This window comes from Peptoanaerobacter stomatis (genome assembly GCF_000238115.1).
GTDB lineage: Bacteria > Bacillota > Clostridia > Peptostreptococcales > Filifactoraceae > Peptoanaerobacter > Peptoanaerobacter stomatis.
In genome coordinates, this window is record NZ_JH414546.1 from 178,385 (window position 1) to 196,198 (window position 17,814).

Below are 17,814 nucleotides of genomic sequence, written 5' to 3' on the forward strand. Positions count from 1 at the left end.
ACTTTAAGTAGGAACATAAGAAAAAATATTAAATTTTTGAAAGGATATATTTTATGAAGAAACTTTCTGTTGATAAAACTTCATCTAAAGGTATAGCTATAGGAAAAGCATATAAATATGAAAAAATATCTTTCGTTCCGGATATGTATGTATATAATGATAAAGATGAAGAAATAAAAATATACAAAAACGCAACAGAACAGGTATCTGATGAACTTACAAAATTGGCGCAAACAAACGATATATTTGCAGGGCATTTAGAGCTTGTAAATGATGTTGCCCTTCTTGATGAAGTGACTAATAAAATAGTAAATGACAAAAAAAATGTGCAAATAGCTTTTAGAGATACCATAGATGAATTTGTTGCCATGTTTGAAGCTATGGATAACGAATATATGAAAGCTCGAGCAGACGATATAAAAGATATATATCAAAGAGTAATGGCTAAAATAAAAAATGTAGAGCTTAAAAATCTTTCTTCAATAAATACACCTACCATAGTAATAGCAAAAGATTTAGCCCCATCTGATACAGCCACTATGAATCTTGATTATATATTGGGTTTTGCCACTCAAGGCGGTGGAGTTACAAGCCACGTTTGTATAATGGCTCGTAATTTAGGATTACCCGCCCTTGTCGGTGCGGATAATTTATTGGAAGAAGTAAACGATAACGATATTATAATAATAGATGCTACAAACGGCGATATATATATAAACCCGGATGAAGCAACAACAAAAGAGTTTGAAAACAAAAAATCAGATTTTGAAAAAAGAGAAAAACTTCTAAAAGAAAACGCCCATTTAGAAGCAATAACAAAAGATAACAAAAGAGTTCTTGTATACTCCAATGTAGGCAATATCGAAGATATAAAAAATGCTGTAAAATGCTATATAGATGGTATAGGTCTTTTCAGAAGTGAGTTTTTATATATGGAAAACTCACATTTTCCTACAGAAGAAGAACAATTTGAAGTATATAAGGAAGCTGTTCAAATATGTACCGGAGAGGTTATAATAAGAACACTCGATATAGGAGGAGATAAAGAACTGTCATATTACGAATTTGACAAAGAAGAAAATCCTTTCTTAGGTTTCAGAGCCATAAGAATTTCACTGCATCTAAAAGATATGTTCAAAGAGCAGCTTAGAGCATTGCTTAGAGCGAGTGCATTCGGATATGTCAGCATAATGTATCCTATGATAATATCTTTAGAAGAATTGTTGGAGGCAAACTCTATACTTGACGAATGCAAAAAAGAACTTGACTCTCAAAATATAGCTTACAACAAAGATATAAAAGTGGGTATGATGATAGAAACTCCGGCATCTGTAATGGAAGCTGAGGCGTTTGCAAAATATGTCGATTTCTTCAGCATAGGTACTAATGACCTTACACAATATATGCTTGCCGTTGATAGAGGCAACGATAAAATTGCCGATATGTACGACTCTTTTAATCCTGCTGTTTTACACGCAATACAAAAAGTAATAGATGCAGGACATAAAGAAAATATTGTAGTAGGTATGTGCGGAGAATTTGCAAGTGACGAAAGAGCATGTAAAATGTTACTCGGTATGGGCTTAGATGAATTCAGCGTAGCTTTTACGCAAGTGGCTACAATAAAAAGCATCATAAGAGAATCTGATTTTAAAAAATGCAAAGAAATATCTGAAAAAATCAGATTTATACACAGCAAAAAAGAAGTAAATGAGATTTTAAATATGTTTTAATCATCAAACAAGGAGGAGATTGAAGTGAAAATAATAAGAAGTGCAACACATTTTGGTTCATCAAAAAAAGCATCACTCGAAATATGCAGGCAGGTTCTTATAAAAAAAGACAGTGTATTGGGGTTTGCAACAGGTTCATCTCCCATGGAGATATACAAATATCTTATACAATACTACAAAGAAGGCCTCGTAACTTTTAAGCAAGTGACAGCGTTTAATCTTGATGAATATGTAGGCATCGAAAAAACTCACCCAAATTCCTATGCATATTTTATGAAAGATAATTTATTTTCTCATATAGACATAGATATTAATAAATGTAATATTGAAAACGGCTTGGCAGATGACCTTGAAAAAGAATGTGAAAACTATGAAAAAGCTATAGATTCAGCAGGAGGCATAGATCTTCAAATATTAGGTATAGGTACTAACGGACATATAGGTTTCAATGAACCTTCAGATAAAATATCTGCAAAAACACATATAGTCAAACTTACTCAAAGTACGATAGACTCCAATTCAAAATATTTCTCAGACATGCAAATGCCTACCAAAGCAATAACTATGGGTATAGCATCCATAATGAAAGCCAAAAAAATCATACTCATAGCATCAGGAAAAGAAAAAGCGCAAGCCATATACGATTCGGTATATGGAGAGATAACTCCTAAAATGCCGGCATCAATACTGAGACTTCACCCTGACGTTTCAGTATATGTAGATGATGAAGCAGGAAAATTTATTATATAGCACTAAACCATATTTAAGATCCCACATAATCTTAAAATATAAAAATTTCATTTGAATGTGATTGATTAATTAGATTGCTTACATCTAATACTAAAAATCAATAGAATAATGGATATTTCTGTTTTTAAAAACTTATTAGCTGAGTAAAATTAAACATATTGCAATTTCTCAAATTTATTTTATATAGTTGTCTAATTAGGCAATAATAAACAAGTATAATTAACTAAACAAAAATACCATATATACAAATACATAATCTATTTTGTATATATGGTATTTTAATTTTTAATCAAATCATCAGATTGTACTTGTATTATAGTCCAACAGCATCCATCTTATTTCAAGTTGTTTTTTTATCTGTGACAGTAAATTTGACTGTATTTGCGTATCTATCTCGTCTACCGATAATCTTTTATCAACTCCCTGATTGTATAAAGCCGTCATTTGTTTTTTCTTTATATCAAGCTGCATTTTGTTCAATTTTTCCAAGCTCAATTCATTTGCTTTTATCAGTATGTTGTAATATATCTTGTCATAATTGTATAAAGTATTTTTCTTCAATTCTTTAATATCTTTTTCTTTTTCGTCTATAAGCTTTTGCTGTTCATCTTTATATTTTTTGTAATTTTCACCATAATTGACTTGTTCTATCCACTTCATATCTTTATTCAAATCGTCCAATTCTTTTTTTATATCCTCAAATGTCTTTTTATTTTTTCCGTTATTTCAAGAGCATCTTGCGGTAATAACTGATTTAATTCGGGTTGCGTAAGTTTTAGATTCACTTTATCTTTAAGGTCTATATTCAGATGTTGTTTAAATCTTTTTTCTTCCAAATCCAATTTAAAATTAAGATTTTTTAATTCTGTCTGTAAAGCGTCAAGTGCATTTTTTTCACTGTCATAATCAACTTGCGTTATCATACCTGTCTTGAGCTTTACTTGTGCATGATTTAGCGATTGAATTTGGTTATCTATCTGCATTTGTTTATTTTTTATTTCGTTTTGATAATTTATTATGTTCGTAAAAAGCGTAAGCGTCTTTTTTTCATTAGCTATTATCATTTCTTTTTTTGTCTGTATGTTGTTTTTTAATATCTTTTCATAATCATATGTCTTATAAGTATTATTATATACTTCTGTTTTTGCCATTCCGTTATATTCATAATCCGGATTATTCTGTAAATAATCCTTTTTCTGTATATAGTTTTTATTTTTTAGAGAATCTATTATTTCATCTTGGAATTTTATCTCTTTTGAATTTGATATTCCTATCTGTCTTGCTTCATCGAACGTATAGCTAACTTCATTAGCATATGAATTTGATATGCCGAGCATACTTATAAGCAACAATGCTATTATTTTTTTCTTCATATTATTCACCTGTTAAGCTCAAAAGATATGGTTTCGTATATCTTTCTAATGATATATCATGGTTATTTAATAAGCTTCTTCGTTGCATTTGTAAATCCTCTATTTTCAAATTTAGATTTTCCAACTCTATGTTTGTTTTCATACCTAATTTTACCAACTGAGCCATATTTTTTGATTGTCTTTGTAAATTTTCTATCTGATCATCGATATTTTTTATATTAAGTTCTAAATTCTCTATTGAATTTGCTGTTTCAATTACCGCATTTTCTATTGACTGCTTGTTTATTCTCAGATTTACATCTTGTATTCCTACACTTGTTGATGTTTCTTCTCGTGGAAGTGAAGTTTGTGATTTGTCGAGTAAATCGTATTTAATACGCTCTTCTAATGCTCTTATGTTCGCATTTTGTCTAAATATGGCGGGTGCTTGTGATATAGCTGTACCTATTGCTGATTCTTTTGATATTCCAAGCGATGATAGAGTTTTATATTCTATCTTTATATATTCCACTTTTTGATCCACTTTGCTACCCACTATATTTGATAAGTCTTTATATGCGGATTCTAATTGAAGAGTGTTTTCTTTTTGAGAGTTTTTTAATTTATCAAGCTCTAATTGAGAATTTTCAAAATCTAATTTACTAATCATACCGTATTTGTATTTAATCGTATTTATGGATATATTCTTTCTCATATTCGCAATCTTTTCTTGTATAAGATTCTCATTTTTTTCAAGATATTCTATCTTCAAAAATATATTTTTAAGCCCCACGCCTATCGCATCTCTTTGAGCGTCATAACTCATCTTCAATGCTTTTTCATCATCTATGAGATTTTGATATTGTAAAGATGAATTTATAGATGTAATAACATTTTCCATATCTTGACCTGACGATTGCCCGCTTTTATTGAAATTTTGCATTTGTCCGTCTTTATTCGTACCTGTCGTTAAAGTTTCATCTACTTTATCTAAATTCTTTTGTACCTTTTCTAATTGTAAGTTATTTTGTACAGCCTTTTTAAAAGCGTCTTCATATGTCAACTTATTTTGTGCATATGACAATGACGGTATTAACATAGCTATACTTAAAACTATGGCTGTTAATCTTGATTTCAAAATATCATCTCCTTAATTATTTATTCTATTAATTTTCTATAATCACTTTTATATTTGTAATTATATCACAATTATTTTTATTTTTAACACATTACATAAATTGTTAAATAAAATTTAATACTTTATTAAGTTTTAAAATTTATTACCGTTTAACTAATTTCCAATGGAATAACAGTTAGTTTATATGATAAGTCTATAATTAGTCTTATATTTTACCCAATTTATACAATATTTATACAATTCTATTTTTATATAGTTTTGCTGAATTTTGACATTAAATTAAACTATTTTAAGATATATTAAAAATATCTGTGTTTAATCTGATAATAACATTAAACTATTGTGTAAATATATAAATGATGTTATAATATTATAGTCTTTTTTATTATAAAATAGCGGTATTTATAAAATCTTATATATAAGTTTTGCTTGTAATAACGTTATTTTATGATTTTTTTATTTATTTTATAATATATGATAATTTTTTAATTAGTGCATAAATTTAATAAAAATATGCCTATTAACTTTCTACATAAACACAAAACATAATATTTGCAACCTAATGTCATATAAAATTGATTTTTTAAGGAGTATGTTATGGCTATTATCAAAAGGTCACTCAGCGATCAGATATATGATGAGCTGAAAATGCAGATTATAAATCAAGATATTCCTTTTGGCTCTAAAATAGTGAATAGAACTTTACAAGAAAGATTTAATGTCAGCTCTTCTCCAATTCGTGATGCTATAAACAGACTTTTTTCAGATGGTTTAATAGAAAGCATAGATAATACCGGAGCTTTAGTGGTAGGATTTGATGCGAATTTTTATCTGGAAGTTAATGAAATACTTATGGGAATAACAAGTACAGGCGTCCAACTTTCAATGCAAAAATCAGATATAAAAGAAGTTGTTAAGACATTAAAAAAATATGTTGCCCTCCAAAAAGATAATATGGGTAGCGTTGAATATTTTAAATATGATTATGAATTTCATAAAACATTTATAGATTTTTCAAACAATTCAAGATTGAAAAAATTGTATAAGCAATATAATGTTTTACACGAAATATTGCTCAGATGTTATTATGAAAAAGAAGTTGTAGACATGCAAAAAGGCAGCATAAAAACTCATGAGGATATGATACAGGCTTTTTTAGAAAATGATGTGGATAAATGTGTAAAATTAAATGAATATCACTACAAAAGAGCGGAAAGTCTCTTTAAAGAAATGTTTAAAAAAAATACTAAAGACTTGTAATATTCTAATAGAGTGCATCTGAAAAACAAAAATTAAATTTTTAAGATGCACTCTATTTATATGAGATTAAACTCCACTGTCAACTCTGTTCCTTCATTTTCTTTGCTGTTAAGTACTATATGGGCATTATGCACTTTTGCTATATGCTTGACTATGGAAAGCCCTAAGCCTGAACCCCCGAGATTTTTAGAGCGACTTTTATCTACTGTAAAAAATCTTTCAAACACTTTTTCCTTATATTTCTCCGAAATTCCTATTCCTGTATCTTTTACTTTGAATATGACTTTATTTCCCTCACTATTGCAATAAATCGTCACTTTTCCGTCTTGTACATTATATTTTATGGCATTGCTTATTATATTGTTGACCATATCATACATAAGGCTCTCATTGGCATATACAGACACATCTTCCTGTATATCGGAACATATATCTATATTTTTTAATTTAGCTTGTATTTCAAGATTTTTTATACATTTTTTTATAACTGTATCAAGGCTTACTTTTTTCTTTTCTATATTGTTAATATCTACTAAGGAAGATAATTTTATTATATCATTTATCATATTTATCATCTTGTTTGTATTTTTTATTATATTGTCTGAAAACACTTTTATATCTTCTTTTGTAACATCCATATTTTTCATAATTTCCGCATATCCTGCTATAGATGTAAGCGGTGTTTTCAGCTCGTGAGTTACATTAGTTGTAAATGTACGCCTTGCAAACTCGTTTTCATACATAATCGTATCGTCAACTATTACACAAAAAATTCCTTGAAGTTTTCCGTTTTCGACCATAGCATTTACATAAGATTTTAAATATCTTCCGTTTATTTTCATAGTTGTAGGCATTTTCGGCTCATCAAGTACATTTTCAAGTTGATTGTTCAGCTCTACACTTTTTACTGCAAATAACATATGTTTCCCTGTAAAATCATAATATTTGTCTATATTGAGAAGATTTTTAGCACTTTCATTTATGTGTATTATCCTTTTTTCATTGTCCAAAAGTATTAGCCCTTCGTGTATTTTGTTAAATATATATCTCGTCTTGTACGCTTCTTCCATCATCAAGTCCTGCAAAGATATTATTTCATTTTTCTGGTTTTTTATATCTCCTTCCAAGATTCTTATATACTCTTGGGATTTATAGTTTTCATTTATATCTTTTATTATATGATTTGTTACCATATTTATCAGAAAAAATGATACTGCTATAAATATAATTACAAATAACATTATTTCATTTTGCGATTCATTGACATATTTATTTATATAATGTACCTGTTCAAGTAATATACCGCTCTTTTTCATAAACAAGCCTATATTCATCTGCATTATAAAATATATTACAACGCTTGTTATTGTGACTCCCAAAAGCGATAGTGTAGCCATCAACACAAACAACTTTTTTCTCATAATCTTACTCACCTATTTTATATCCCACATTCCTTACCGTCTTTATTATATTGTTTGCAATGCCTAATTTTTGTCTCAAAGATTTTATATGAGCATCTACTGTCCTTGTCTCCCCTTCAAAATCAAACCCCCACACATTGTTCATCAATTTTTGTCTCGTTAAAACTATATTTTTATTGACCATCAAATATTTTAAAAGTTCATATTCTTTATTTGTCAAAACTATCTTCTCGCCATCTACCAAAACATTGTGGCTCTTAGGTTCAATAACCACATTCTCATATCTTACCTCGTCAAATTCCATATCTTTTCTTGCACGCCTTAAAACCACTTTTACTCTTGATATAAATTCCATGAGACCGAACGGTTTTACTATATAATCATCTGCACCCAAATCAAGGCATTTCACCTTATCCATCTCCATATCTTTTGCTGTTATCATTATCACAGGTATATCCTGATATCTCTCTTTGCTTTTTAAATATTCAAGTATTTCAAATCCGTTCTCTGTAGGTAGCATAATATCAAGAATTATTATATCAGGAAGTTTAATCTCCATTTTTTCATAAAATGATATTGAATTTTCAAAGCCGTATGTATCAAAGCCGCTATTTTTAAGAGCATATTCTTCGATTTGTCTTATATCTTCATCATCTTCCACTATATATACTATCATAATTTCCTCCAAAAATTTATTTGAAATAATCTTTTAATATTGTTATAATTTTTATTATATCACATATTGGCAAGTTTTTTTAGTAAATTATGGTTTTATATCGGTATCTTATTAAAAACAATTACCGCTTATAAAAAATATCCTTATAAATTATTTGCCTTAAACAAGGAGATTTATATGCTGCAACTCAACAGATTTCAATTTAAATTATTGCTTGCTTTTTTAATGGTACTTGACCATATAGATTTTTTTGTATCCGACAATTTGAATATTTTATTTAAAATACTTTCAAGATGTGTTGCTGTCGGTTTTGCGTATTTGGTTGTAGACGGATTTTTATATACAAAAAATCTAAAAAAATACCTTTTGAGGCTATACGGATTCGCAATATTTATGCTTATAGGCAACCACTTTTTCAACGCTTTGTATGCTCCATATAACATAGTCATAAGAAACAGTATAATTATGACATACGCAATAGGTTTAACAATGCTGTTCATATTGAGCAAGGTCAAAAAGAATTTTTTTATAAGATTTATCTGTTGCTTTGCAATGTTTTATATATCGGATTTCTTTGAAGGCGGCTTTATAATATTATTATTTATGTATTTTTCTTATATATATCACGATGATGAGAAGAAGAGAAATATAGCATATTTGATATTTTCAGCCGTTTTATTTGCACTTACTCTTAATTTTGCTTTACAATCAAAAAATCCGATTATATTTATGTTAAAGCGCTGCGAATTTTTATTCATATCTATAATACCTCTACTGAAGATATATAACAGAAAGCAAGGGCTTAACAACGCCTTTTCAAAATATTTCTTCTATATATTCTATCCTGTGCATTTATGGATAATAAATTACATTAATTATATTATGGTAAAGTAAATATATCCGAATAAAAACGGACTGTTGCTGTTATTTTCATAATTTGCAACAGTCCGTTTTACTATTGTTCTATACTTTTAATTTATGTTGTTTTTCAGGTATTACTTTGTTTTTAAGCAATACAAGTAAATCATCTTTTTGCTCTATAAGTCCTTTCAGTTCAGCTATTTGTCCGTTTTCTTCTTTAAAATTCTCGAATGCTCTTGACATCATAAGTTTTATCCTATTAAGCTGATTTACTTCCGATGCTCCGGGATCATAATCTATAGGTGCTATATTAGTACCTTTATACAATCTTTTAAGCTCTTTTGCCATTCCTTTGCCTGTAACGTGATTAGGTAAACACGCGAACGGCTGAACGCAGATTATATTTTTTACTCCACTGTTGATAAGCTCTATCATCTCTCCTGTTAAAAACCAACCTTCTCCTGTTTGATGCCCAAGCGACATAACAGTAGATGCTCCATCCGCTATTTCATTTATAGTTGACGGTTTTTCAAAATATCTTGATTTTTCAAGCGCATATCTTAAATATTTTCTATAATTTTCAATATAGCCTAATACCAAATTACTTATAAAATTACCTTTTTTACTTCTTCCCAAATGTTCTTTTGAAAAATTGGAGTTATACAATGTATATAGTATGAAGTCAAGCAGTGACGGTACAACCGCCTCTGCACCTTCGTCTTCTACTACTTTTACAACAGAGTTGTTAGCTGTAGGATGGAATTTTACAAGTATCTCTCCCACTATACCTACTTTAGGCTTTTTAATATCATATCTTTCCAATTGATCAAATTCATTTACTGCATTATATATATTTTTTATAAATTTTTTCTTATTATGTTCTTTTAGGTCTGATTTAAATGTATTTGATATTTCCTTGTACAAATCATTAGCAGAGCCTACAGTTTTTTCATACGGTCTTGAAGCATATAACAGTTGCATCAGCAAATCACCATATATAAGCGCCTGTAATGCTCTGTCCAATGTATTTAAATTCAATTTAAATCCGGGATTTTTTTCAAAACCTTTAGGATTTATTGATATTACAGGTGTGTTTTCAAAACCCGAATCTTTCAAGGCTTTTCTCAAAAATGCTATATAGTTTGTTGCCCTACAACCTCCACCTGTCTGCGACATAAGCACTGATGTGGTATTCAAATCATATTTGCCTGATTTTAACGCTTTTATAAGCTGACCTATTACTATTATAGCCGGATAGCAAGCGTCATTGTTTACATATTTAAGCCCTTCATCTATAGCACCTGTATCATCTCTTAAAAGCACAAGCTTATATCCGGAATAATTAAATGCTGACTCTAACAAATCAAAGTGAATTGGCGACATTTCCGGACAAAGTATGGTATGAGTTTTTCTCATATCTTTTGTAAATACTATTCTTTCTTTGTTTTCACCTATTTTTTCCGGCAATATGCAATTTTTATCTCTTTCTATCATACTTGCCTTCAAAGAGCGAAGTCTTATTTTTACTGCACCCAAGTTACTTACTTCATCTATTTTCAAACAAGTGTATATCTTGTTGTTGTATGCAAGCATTTCAGCAACCTGATCAGTAGTTACCGCATCCAATCCGCATCCGAAGGAATTAAGCTGTACAAGCTCCAAATCTTTCCTCTTTGAAACGACATCTGTAGCTCTGTAAAGTCTTGAATGGTATGTCCATTGATTGACTACTCTCAATTTTTTCTCATCTGTTGAAAGATGTGCTATACTGTCTTCTGTAAGAACGCACATTCCAAGTGATGTTATTACTTCCGGTATTCCGTGATTTATATGAGGATCCAAGTGATATGGTCTTCCTGATAAGACTATTGCCTTCGTACCTGTCTCTTCAACATATTTTAAAGTCTCTTCGCCTTTTTGCATTATATCTTTCTTGAAATCATCATACTCTGCCAAGGCTTTCTCATAAGCTTTTTCCACTTCATTTTTCGCAATATCATAGTCTTTTTTAAGCATAGTATATAATTGATTTATAACCGCTTTCTTTTGATCCAATGCCAAAAACGGATTAAATACCGTAATATTTTTTTCTCTTAAAATATCCATATTGTTCTTTAAAACTTCAGGATATGATATTACTATCGGACAGTTATAATTGTTTGTAGCGTCTACTTTATCTTCCTTTACTTCATATACTACACTTGGATAAAATATTTTTTCTATCCCTTTTTCAACAAGGTTCATCATATGACCGTGAGTTAATTTCGCAGGGAAACAAGCCGATTCTGACGGTATAGTTTCTATTCCTTTTTCATATATCTTCATACTTGACCTGTCTGATAACACTACTTCAAACCCTAAGGTAGTAAAAAATGTATGCCATAAAGGATAATTTTCATATATATTGAGCACTCTCGGGATACCTATTTTACCTCTTACAGCCTCATCTTTTTTTAGAGATTTATATGAAAATAACCTCTTATATTTATAATCAAATATATTAGGTAAATTATTTTTCTTGTATGTTTCTCCAAGACCCTTTTCGCATCTGTTTCCTGATATAAACACTTCTTTGTCTGCAAATTGATTTATAGTGAGCAGACAATGATTTGAACATTTTGCACATCTTGATATTTCAGTTTGCATTTCAAAATTATCGAGTTCTTCAGCTTGTAATAACTTTGTCTGATACCCTTGTTCATATCTTGAGCGTGCAATTATGGCACAACCGAATGCCCCCATAATACCTGCTATATCAGGTCTTATAACCTCTGTTTCGGATAACAGTTCAAACGCTCTTAGCACTGCGTCATTATAAAATGTACCGCCCTGCACGACAATTTTTGTTCCTAAATCTTCTTTATTTTTTATCTTAATTACTTTATAAAGAGCATTTTTTATTACTGAATAACATAAACCTGCACTTATATCTCCTACACTTGCACCTTCTTTTTGAGATTGTTTTACCCTCGAATTCATAAAAACTGTACATCTTGAGCCTAAATCTACCGGATTTTTTGCTTTTATCGACTCTTTCACAAAATCTTGTATTGATATATTGAGAGATTTTGCAAATGTATCCAAAAACGAACCACAACCTGATGAACACGCCTCATTCAGTGCTATAGAATCTATTGTATTATTTTTTATTTTCAAACATTTCATATCTTGACCACCTATGTCAAGTATGAAATCTACTCCGTTTAAGAAGAAATCTGCTGCCTTGTAGTGTGCAACAGTTTCTATTTCTCCAAAATCTACTTTAAGTGCCTTTTGCAAAAGACCTTCTCCATAGCCTGTAACAGTTGAATAAACTATGTTAGCAGACTTCGGAATAAGTTTGTACATTTCTCTAAGAGCATTTATGGTAGATTTTAGCGGTGAACCGTTATTGCTTCCATAATATGTCCAAAGCAACGCACCTTCATCATCTATAAGAGCAACTTTTGTAGTTGTAGAGCCGGCATCTATTCCAAGATAGCAATTTCCGCTGTAAGCAGATAAATCTTTTCTCTTAACATTTTCTTTAGAGTGTCTTTGCTTAAATTCTTCATACTCTTCTTCATCTTTAAAAAGCGGCTTTAATCTGTCACTTTCTATAAGTGCATTTAACTTCATATTATCAAATGCTTGAACAAGGTCATAAAATCTGATTACAGATGTTTCTTTTGATAAAAGTGCAGCTCCTATTGCGACATAAAGCTGAGAATTAGCAGGGAATATTATATTTTCATCGCTCAATTTCAAAGTTTCTATAAATCTTTTTCTAAGTTCTGACAAATAATATAGAGGACCTCCTAAAAATGCCACCTTTCCTCTTATAGGCATACCGCAAGCAAGGCCGCTTATAGTTTGAATTACAACTGCTTGAAATATAGATGCTGCTATATCTTCTTTTTTAACACCTTCGTTTAAAAGAGGCTGCACATCTGTCTTTGCAAAAACTCCACATCTTGCAGCTATCGGATATATGGTTGTATAATTTTTAGCAAGTTCATTAAGTCCTGTTGCATCTGTTTGTAAAAGTGATGCCATCTGATCTATAAAAGAGCCTGTACCTCCTGCACAAGTTCCGTTCATCTTTTGTTCAACACTGTCATAGAAATATGTGATTTTTGCGTCTTCTCCACCTAATTCTATAGCTACATCAGTATCCGGATCAAAAGTTTTTACTGCTTTTGTAGAAGCAATAACCTCTTGAACAAAACTTACTCTCAATGCCTGAGCAAGACTCATTCCGCCTGAACCGGTTATACTTACAGTCACTTTTACATTTTCAAACTTGGAATACGCCTCTGTAACAAGCATTTTCAATGTTTCATTAATATTTGCATGGTGTCGTTCATACCTTGAATATAAAATCTCGTTATTATCATCAAGCACAACCAATTTCACAGTCGTAGAACCTATGTCTATTCCTATGTTTATTACGTCCAACATATTTCCTCCACAGGCAAAATCAAAGATATCAATATATCTTATATTGCCTCAAACTATAAAAGTCATAAACTTTATATGTAAAATAATACACACTTACAATCAACAAACAATTTGTGCAAATAATTTTTATTAAAATAGACTATAATAAATTCAATAAGCTTCAACTTTATATTTAATGCTGTCATTTATTTTAAGATAATATAGATTTTTTAAAAATATATACTATAAATCATAATTATTAAATATTTGCATAAATATTTTGTCTATTTATACCAAATTAATATATTTTAAAACTTCCTTAATATACAATTTACACATTTTTTACTTTAAAAACAAGTATCTTTTAACTTACATAGGAATGTCATCATATACTTCTTCTTGCATTATTTTATTTACTTTATCTCCTGAAATTTCGTAGCCTATAAGCGTACAACCTGTTATAACCGGAAGTTTACCTATATTTTCAAACGGCTGATTTTCAAGTATTATTCTGAGCGCTTTAACAGTTATTCCGTGTGAAACTATAAGTACGTTTTCGTATCCACAATTTTTTATTTTTTCAAGCGACATCTTAACTCTATCTATCAACTGATGATACGTTTCTCCACTGCCGTTATTATAATTATATGGGTCTTTTTTGAATTTTTCAAATTCATTTGCGTATTTTTCGTAAACTTCTTCCATTTTCATACCGTCCCATACACCATATGACATTTCCCTTAATTCCTCAAAATACCATATAGGAATATCCATATTTCCTCTTATATAATCTGAAGTATCTTTTGCTCTTTTCAAGTCTGAAGTTACAATAAGTTCTATATTATATGGCAATATCCTCTTTGACAAATCCTTTGCCATTTGTATACCTTCTTGTGTGAGTGGAGAATCAAGTGAGCCTTGCAGTTTTCCTTCTTCATTCCATACAGTCCTGCCATGTCTTGTAATATATATTTTCATAAATCACCTTTTACTTTTCTATTCCAACCCTCGCCTGTACGCCTTTTTTATAATAGTGCTTTATCTCGTCCATATTTGTAACCAAATCTGCAATCTCTATTATTTTTTCATCTGCATATCTGCCTGTAAGCACCAATTCTACATTATCAGGCTTTATCCTTATAAGATTTATGATATCGTCAACACTTATAAGCCCCATATAACAGGCGACATTAATTTCATCCAACACTATTATATCATAATTATTTGAAAGCATATTTTTTTTTGCATCTTCAAGCGCTTCCCTTGCCATTTCATAATCTTCTTTGCTCGGATTTTTCCCTATAAACCTGTCTGTACCGTACTGTTTGAGAGTAAAATTAGGCAATATATTAGGTGCTTTCAATTCACTGTAATCCATTCCTTTTAAAAACTGACCGAAAAAAACTTTTTTATCGCTGCAAACAGCTCTTAAACTAAGCCCTAAAGCACAAGTAGTCTTGCCCTTACCATTTCCCGTATATACTTGAACATATCCCTTTTCCATAAAATCTCCTCGGTTTATTTATATCAAGTTGACTTATAAAAAATTTTTCAACCTATATATAGAATTATATTTTATAAATATTATTTTTATTAAATCTAATAATTATTATATGATATTTTTATAATTTTTTAAATATTATTACATAATTTCATATAATTATAAAGCTGATTTGAAAACAATATATTATAAACTTTTCACTATTTCACTATATTATGAACTTTTCACTGAATTTTATTGACAATATATATATATATATATATAATTAGTAATAAATACTTAAAATAACGTTTTATATGGAGGATAATATGAATAAAGCAAATAAAATTCTTATTACAATCAGTGCGATATTAGTAATAATATCATTGGTAGGTGTAGTAGTTTTTTTATCATCAAATTATTCATCAAACACCTCAAAAGAAAATTCATCCGGTAAATATGGAGATGTATCTGAAAAGCCTATACCTGACAAAACTGTTGATAATCAGGATTCTGACGATGAAAACTCAATTGATGTGGAAATTTCAAATCTGAAAGTTTTCGGTGTAAATAAACCTTATATAAATATCAGAGGAGAATTAAAAAATAATACAAATAAAGCTTTAAAACTTCCTACCATATCATTTGACATACGTGATGATGTGCATGGAGATTTATCGGACAGAGTGGAAGATATTTTACATACGCCTCTAAAAGCAGGTGATACGTGGAATTTTGATATTTCAGCCGCTAATAGTTTTGATGGTATAAGCGTAGATCTTGAAAACCCTATCATAACAATTAATTCAAAAAAGGTAAAAAACTTCACTTTGAAAATAGCCGATGATTATGATAAAAATACACCTATAATCAGAAAAGATAATAAGAAGAATAAACATACCGACAAATCTGCAAGTACTGAAAACTTTTCTAATTTTGAAAATGCTGTTGAAAACGATACTACTTTGCTTATCAACGGAAAAGATTATGAAATCGTGGATACTATGATTGATTCGGATTATTCAGGACCTGAACCCTTGTATGCCTATTCCATAACTATAAAAAATATATCTGGAAAAACTATACCCATTACACATATGACTTACAAAGAACACGTTCTGTCTTCTTATAATGGTGCGACTTCTGATTATGAGTGTTATTTATACAATTTCAGACCTAATGAAATATCTGAATTTAGAACTCCGGTTCCTGACAACATTACCGATATACCTGAAAATGACATTTTATTGGAAGCGGTCAATAGATTGCCTGATGCCATATACAATACGGGAGAATTGCTTAGCGGATTATCTTCTTACCATGACTTACGAATAAATTATAATGTTCCTATGGCTATTATTGCCGGTAGATATACAAATAATACCCCTTACTATGCAAAATTTAAAATCCGTTATCCCGCTTATTCAAAATCAACAGGTATGCGTTTAGGCGATGCAATAGGTGATATAGGAGAATTCCAACCAAATGAAAGCAACTACTTTATTGCTTACTATATGTATTTTCATAATAGTATTGAAGATGTAGTATTTGATTTTGACAATCCGATTATAATTGCTACTAATATCCGATAGAATAACAGATGATTTATATATGAAATTTATAATAGTGTTATATTTTATTTACTGTCATCGTTTAATATTTTATACCATAAAATTAATGTAAAATATAAGGAGGCTTTTTTATGGAAAAACAATATTATCTTCATAGGATTTCACATGAATATGACATATCTTACAGACTCATTCAAAACGGATATTTATCAATAGGCTGGTCCAAATTTACGGATATCTCTAACAAATTGCTCGGCTCATCGGATGATGAATTCGACTTGCTTATGAAAGAAGTGAATCAAAAAGGCGGTTCAAAGAGCAGTCTGAAAAGATTTAAAAATTTTAATATAGGTGATATTATACTTGTTCCGTTTCTTGACAAAGAACTTGGAATTTATGAAGTTGAAAGCACGCCTATGCCGATTTCATCATTAAAGAATATAATTGATGAAAAGATTTTAGATGAAAATATAATTTTTGAAAATGAAAAATTATACAATACTCAAACAGCTAAATATATTGACTTGGGTTTTGTTGTAAAGGTGAAAAAAATATGTCGTAAAAGACGTAATTTAATAGATGGAAATTTGTCAAAATTTATGACGATTCCAAGTACAAATATCAACATAACACAAGTCAGTGAAAGTGTAAATAATCTTATAAATGACAAAAATATAGTTTCGCTTAAAAATTCCATTACAGAAAAAATATCTGCAGATGTAAAAGACACAATCTTAAAAAATATACATTCATCTGATGAATTTGAAAGATTAGTTGCACGCTATCTGTCAAAAAAAGGTGCTTCCTATGTATATATATTGGATAAAGAAAGCTGTACTCAAGGGGATGATGCCGATATAATAGCAACTTTTGAAGATTTGAAGGTGGTATTTTATGTGCAGGTGCGTTATACAAAGTCACAAACAAACGATTTCGTGATAAATCAAATAATGAAATACAAAGAACAAAAAGAAGCGATAAATGATGAATACACTTATATACCTTGGATAATATCAAGCGGCACTTATTCACAAAAGGCAAAAACAGCGGCGCAGGACAACAATATACGCCTTATAGATATGGATGAGTTTGCAGGCATGTTTATAGATTGCGGTTTTGATGAAATAAATAATATATAAAAGGAGTTGTCCTG

Annotated in this window: 14 protein-coding genes; 6 read left to right on the forward strand and 8 right to left on the reverse strand. The window is 29.8% G+C overall.

Features of this window, described 5'->3' with window-relative positions; translation table 11 throughout:
* The first annotated feature begins 53 nt into the window (after positions 1–53).
* A complete protein-coding gene (ptsP, locus tag HMPREF9629_RS00765) occupies positions 54–1,733 on the forward strand; it encodes a phosphoenolpyruvate--protein phosphotransferase (RefSeq protein ID WP_009524395.1) in 1,680 nt (559 codons plus the stop codon).
* A gap of 24 nt (positions 1,734–1,757) precedes the next feature.
* Positions 1,758–2,483, forward strand: coding sequence for a glucosamine-6-phosphate deaminase (gene nagB, locus HMPREF9629_RS00770; protein WP_009524396.1), 726 nt, complete (start codon positions 1,758–1,760; stop codon positions 2,481–2,483).
* A gap of 297 nt (positions 2,484–2,780) precedes the next feature.
* Here the strand turns inward: nagB and HMPREF9629_RS00775 are convergent, their stop codons facing one another.
* Genes HMPREF9629_RS00775 through HMPREF9629_RS00785 form a run of 3 tightly spaced genes read right to left on the reverse strand, consistent with a single transcriptional unit; the run spans position 2,781 to position 4,973 of the window.
* The gene (locus HMPREF9629_RS00775) at positions 2,781–3,164 is read right to left on the reverse strand and encodes a hypothetical protein (RefSeq protein WP_009524397.1); all 384 of its coding nucleotides are present in this window, start codon (positions 3,162–3,164) and stop codon (positions 2,781–2,783) included.
* Between the two features lie 8 nt (positions 3,165–3,172).
* Positions 3,173–3,856: a hypothetical protein gene (locus HMPREF9629_RS00780; protein WP_009524398.1), complete on the reverse strand. Its 684-nt coding sequence runs from the start codon at positions 3,854–3,856 to the stop codon at positions 3,173–3,175.
* Between the two features lies 1 nt (position 3,857).
* Positions 3,858–4,973 (reverse strand): TolC family protein, encoded by a 1,116-nt coding sequence (locus HMPREF9629_RS00785; protein WP_009524399.1) that lies wholly within the window; start codon positions 4,971–4,973, stop codon positions 3,858–3,860.
* Positions 4,974–5,570: 597 nt separating this feature from the next.
* Here HMPREF9629_RS00785 and HMPREF9629_RS00790 point away from each other — a divergent pair.
* Positions 5,571–6,233 (forward strand): GntR family transcriptional regulator, encoded by a 663-nt coding sequence (locus HMPREF9629_RS00790; RefSeq protein ID WP_009524400.1) that lies wholly within the window; start codon positions 5,571–5,573, stop codon positions 6,231–6,233.
* 56 nt (positions 6,234–6,289) lie between these two features.
* Here the strand turns inward: HMPREF9629_RS00790 and HMPREF9629_RS00795 are convergent, their stop codons facing one another.
* Positions 6,290–7,654, reverse strand: coding sequence for a sensor histidine kinase (locus HMPREF9629_RS00795; protein ID WP_009524401.1), 1,365 nt, complete (start codon positions 7,652–7,654; stop codon positions 6,290–6,292).
* 4 nt (positions 7,655–7,658) lie between these two features.
* Entirely contained in the window at positions 7,659–8,330 is a 672-nt protein-coding gene (locus HMPREF9629_RS00800) for a response regulator transcription factor (protein WP_009524402.1), read from the reverse strand.
* A 177-nt stretch (positions 8,331–8,507) separates the two neighbouring features.
* Between HMPREF9629_RS00800 and HMPREF9629_RS00805 the strand changes: the two genes are divergently transcribed.
* The gene (locus HMPREF9629_RS00805) at positions 8,508–9,224 is read left to right on the forward strand and encodes a TraX family protein (protein ID WP_009524403.1); all 717 of its coding nucleotides are present in this window, start codon (positions 8,508–8,510) and stop codon (positions 9,222–9,224) included.
* 69 nt (positions 9,225–9,293) lie between these two features.
* On the opposite strand, the gene HMPREF9629_RS00810 is transcribed toward HMPREF9629_RS00805, so the two are convergent.
* The 3 genes from HMPREF9629_RS00810 to HMPREF9629_RS00820 all read right to left on the reverse strand — a co-directional run bounded on the left by HMPREF9629_RS00810 (position 9,294) and on the right by HMPREF9629_RS00820 (position 15,114).
* On the reverse strand, positions 9,294–13,631 hold the full coding sequence (locus HMPREF9629_RS00810) for a 2-hydroxyacyl-CoA dehydratase (RefSeq protein WP_009524404.1): 4,338 nt from the start codon (positions 13,629–13,631) through the stop codon (positions 9,294–9,296).
* A 348-nt stretch (positions 13,632–13,979) separates the two neighbouring features.
* Positions 13,980–14,588: a histidine phosphatase family protein gene (locus tag HMPREF9629_RS00815; RefSeq protein ID WP_009524405.1), complete on the reverse strand. Its 609-nt coding sequence runs from the start codon at positions 14,586–14,588 to the stop codon at positions 13,980–13,982.
* A gap of 10 nt (positions 14,589–14,598) precedes the next feature.
* On the reverse strand, positions 14,599–15,114 hold the full coding sequence (locus HMPREF9629_RS00820; RefSeq protein ID WP_009524406.1) for a cob(I)yrinic acid a,c-diamide adenosyltransferase: 516 nt from the start codon (positions 15,112–15,114) through the stop codon (positions 14,599–14,601).
* 305 nt (positions 15,115–15,419) lie between these two features.
* On the opposite strand from HMPREF9629_RS00820, the gene HMPREF9629_RS00825 reads away from it, so the two are divergent.
* Together HMPREF9629_RS00825 and HMPREF9629_RS00830 are read left to right on the forward strand one after the other, a co-directional pair.
* Complete coding sequence (locus HMPREF9629_RS00825; protein WP_009524407.1) at positions 15,420–16,682, forward strand: FxLYD domain-containing protein; 1,263 nt, start codon at positions 15,420–15,422, stop codon at positions 16,680–16,682.
* A 110-nt stretch (positions 16,683–16,792) separates the two neighbouring features.
* Positions 16,793–17,800: a restriction endonuclease gene (locus HMPREF9629_RS00830; RefSeq protein ID WP_009524408.1), complete on the forward strand. Its 1,008-nt coding sequence runs from the start codon at positions 16,793–16,795 to the stop codon at positions 17,798–17,800.
* Positions 17,801–17,814 lie beyond the last annotated feature (14 nt).

Excerpts from the sequence above, each read along its gene's own strand:
- HMPREF9629_RS00790 (WP_009524400.1), top strand. The coding sequence starts at position 5,571 with ATGGCTATTATCAAAAGGTCACTCAGCGATCAGATATATGATGAGCTG.
- ptsP (WP_009524395.1), top strand. The coding sequence starts at position 54 with ATGAAGAAACTTTCTGTTGATAAAACTTCATCTAAAGGTATAGCTATA.
- HMPREF9629_RS00800 (WP_009524402.1), bottom strand. The coding sequence starts at position 8,330 with ATGATAGTATATATAGTGGAAGATGATGAAGATATAAGACAAATCGAA.
- HMPREF9629_RS00805 (WP_009524403.1), top strand. The coding sequence starts at position 8,508 with ATGCTGCAACTCAACAGATTTCAATTTAAATTATTGCTTGCTTTTTTA.
- HMPREF9629_RS00795 (WP_009524401.1), bottom strand. The coding sequence starts at position 7,654 with ATGAGAAAAAAGTTGTTTGTGTTGATGGCTACACTATCGCTTTTGGGA.
- HMPREF9629_RS00810 (WP_009524404.1), bottom strand. The coding sequence starts at position 13,631 with ATGTTGGACGTAATAAACATAGGAATAGACATAGGTTCTACGACTGTG.
- HMPREF9629_RS00830 (WP_009524408.1), top strand. The coding sequence starts at position 16,793 with ATGGAAAAACAATATTATCTTCATAGGATTTCACATGAATATGACATA.
- HMPREF9629_RS00825 (WP_009524407.1), top strand. The coding sequence starts at position 15,420 with ATGAATAAAGCAAATAAAATTCTTATTACAATCAGTGCGATATTAGTA.
- HMPREF9629_RS00780 (WP_009524398.1), bottom strand. The coding sequence starts at position 3,856 with ATGAAGAAAAAAATAATAGCATTGTTGCTTATAAGTATGCTCGGCATA.
- HMPREF9629_RS00815 (WP_009524405.1), bottom strand. The coding sequence starts at position 14,588 with ATGAAAATATATATTACAAGACATGGCAGGACTGTATGGAATGAAGAA.
- HMPREF9629_RS00820 (WP_009524406.1), bottom strand. The coding sequence starts at position 15,114 with ATGGAAAAGGGATATGTTCAAGTATATACGGGAAATGGTAAGGGCAAG.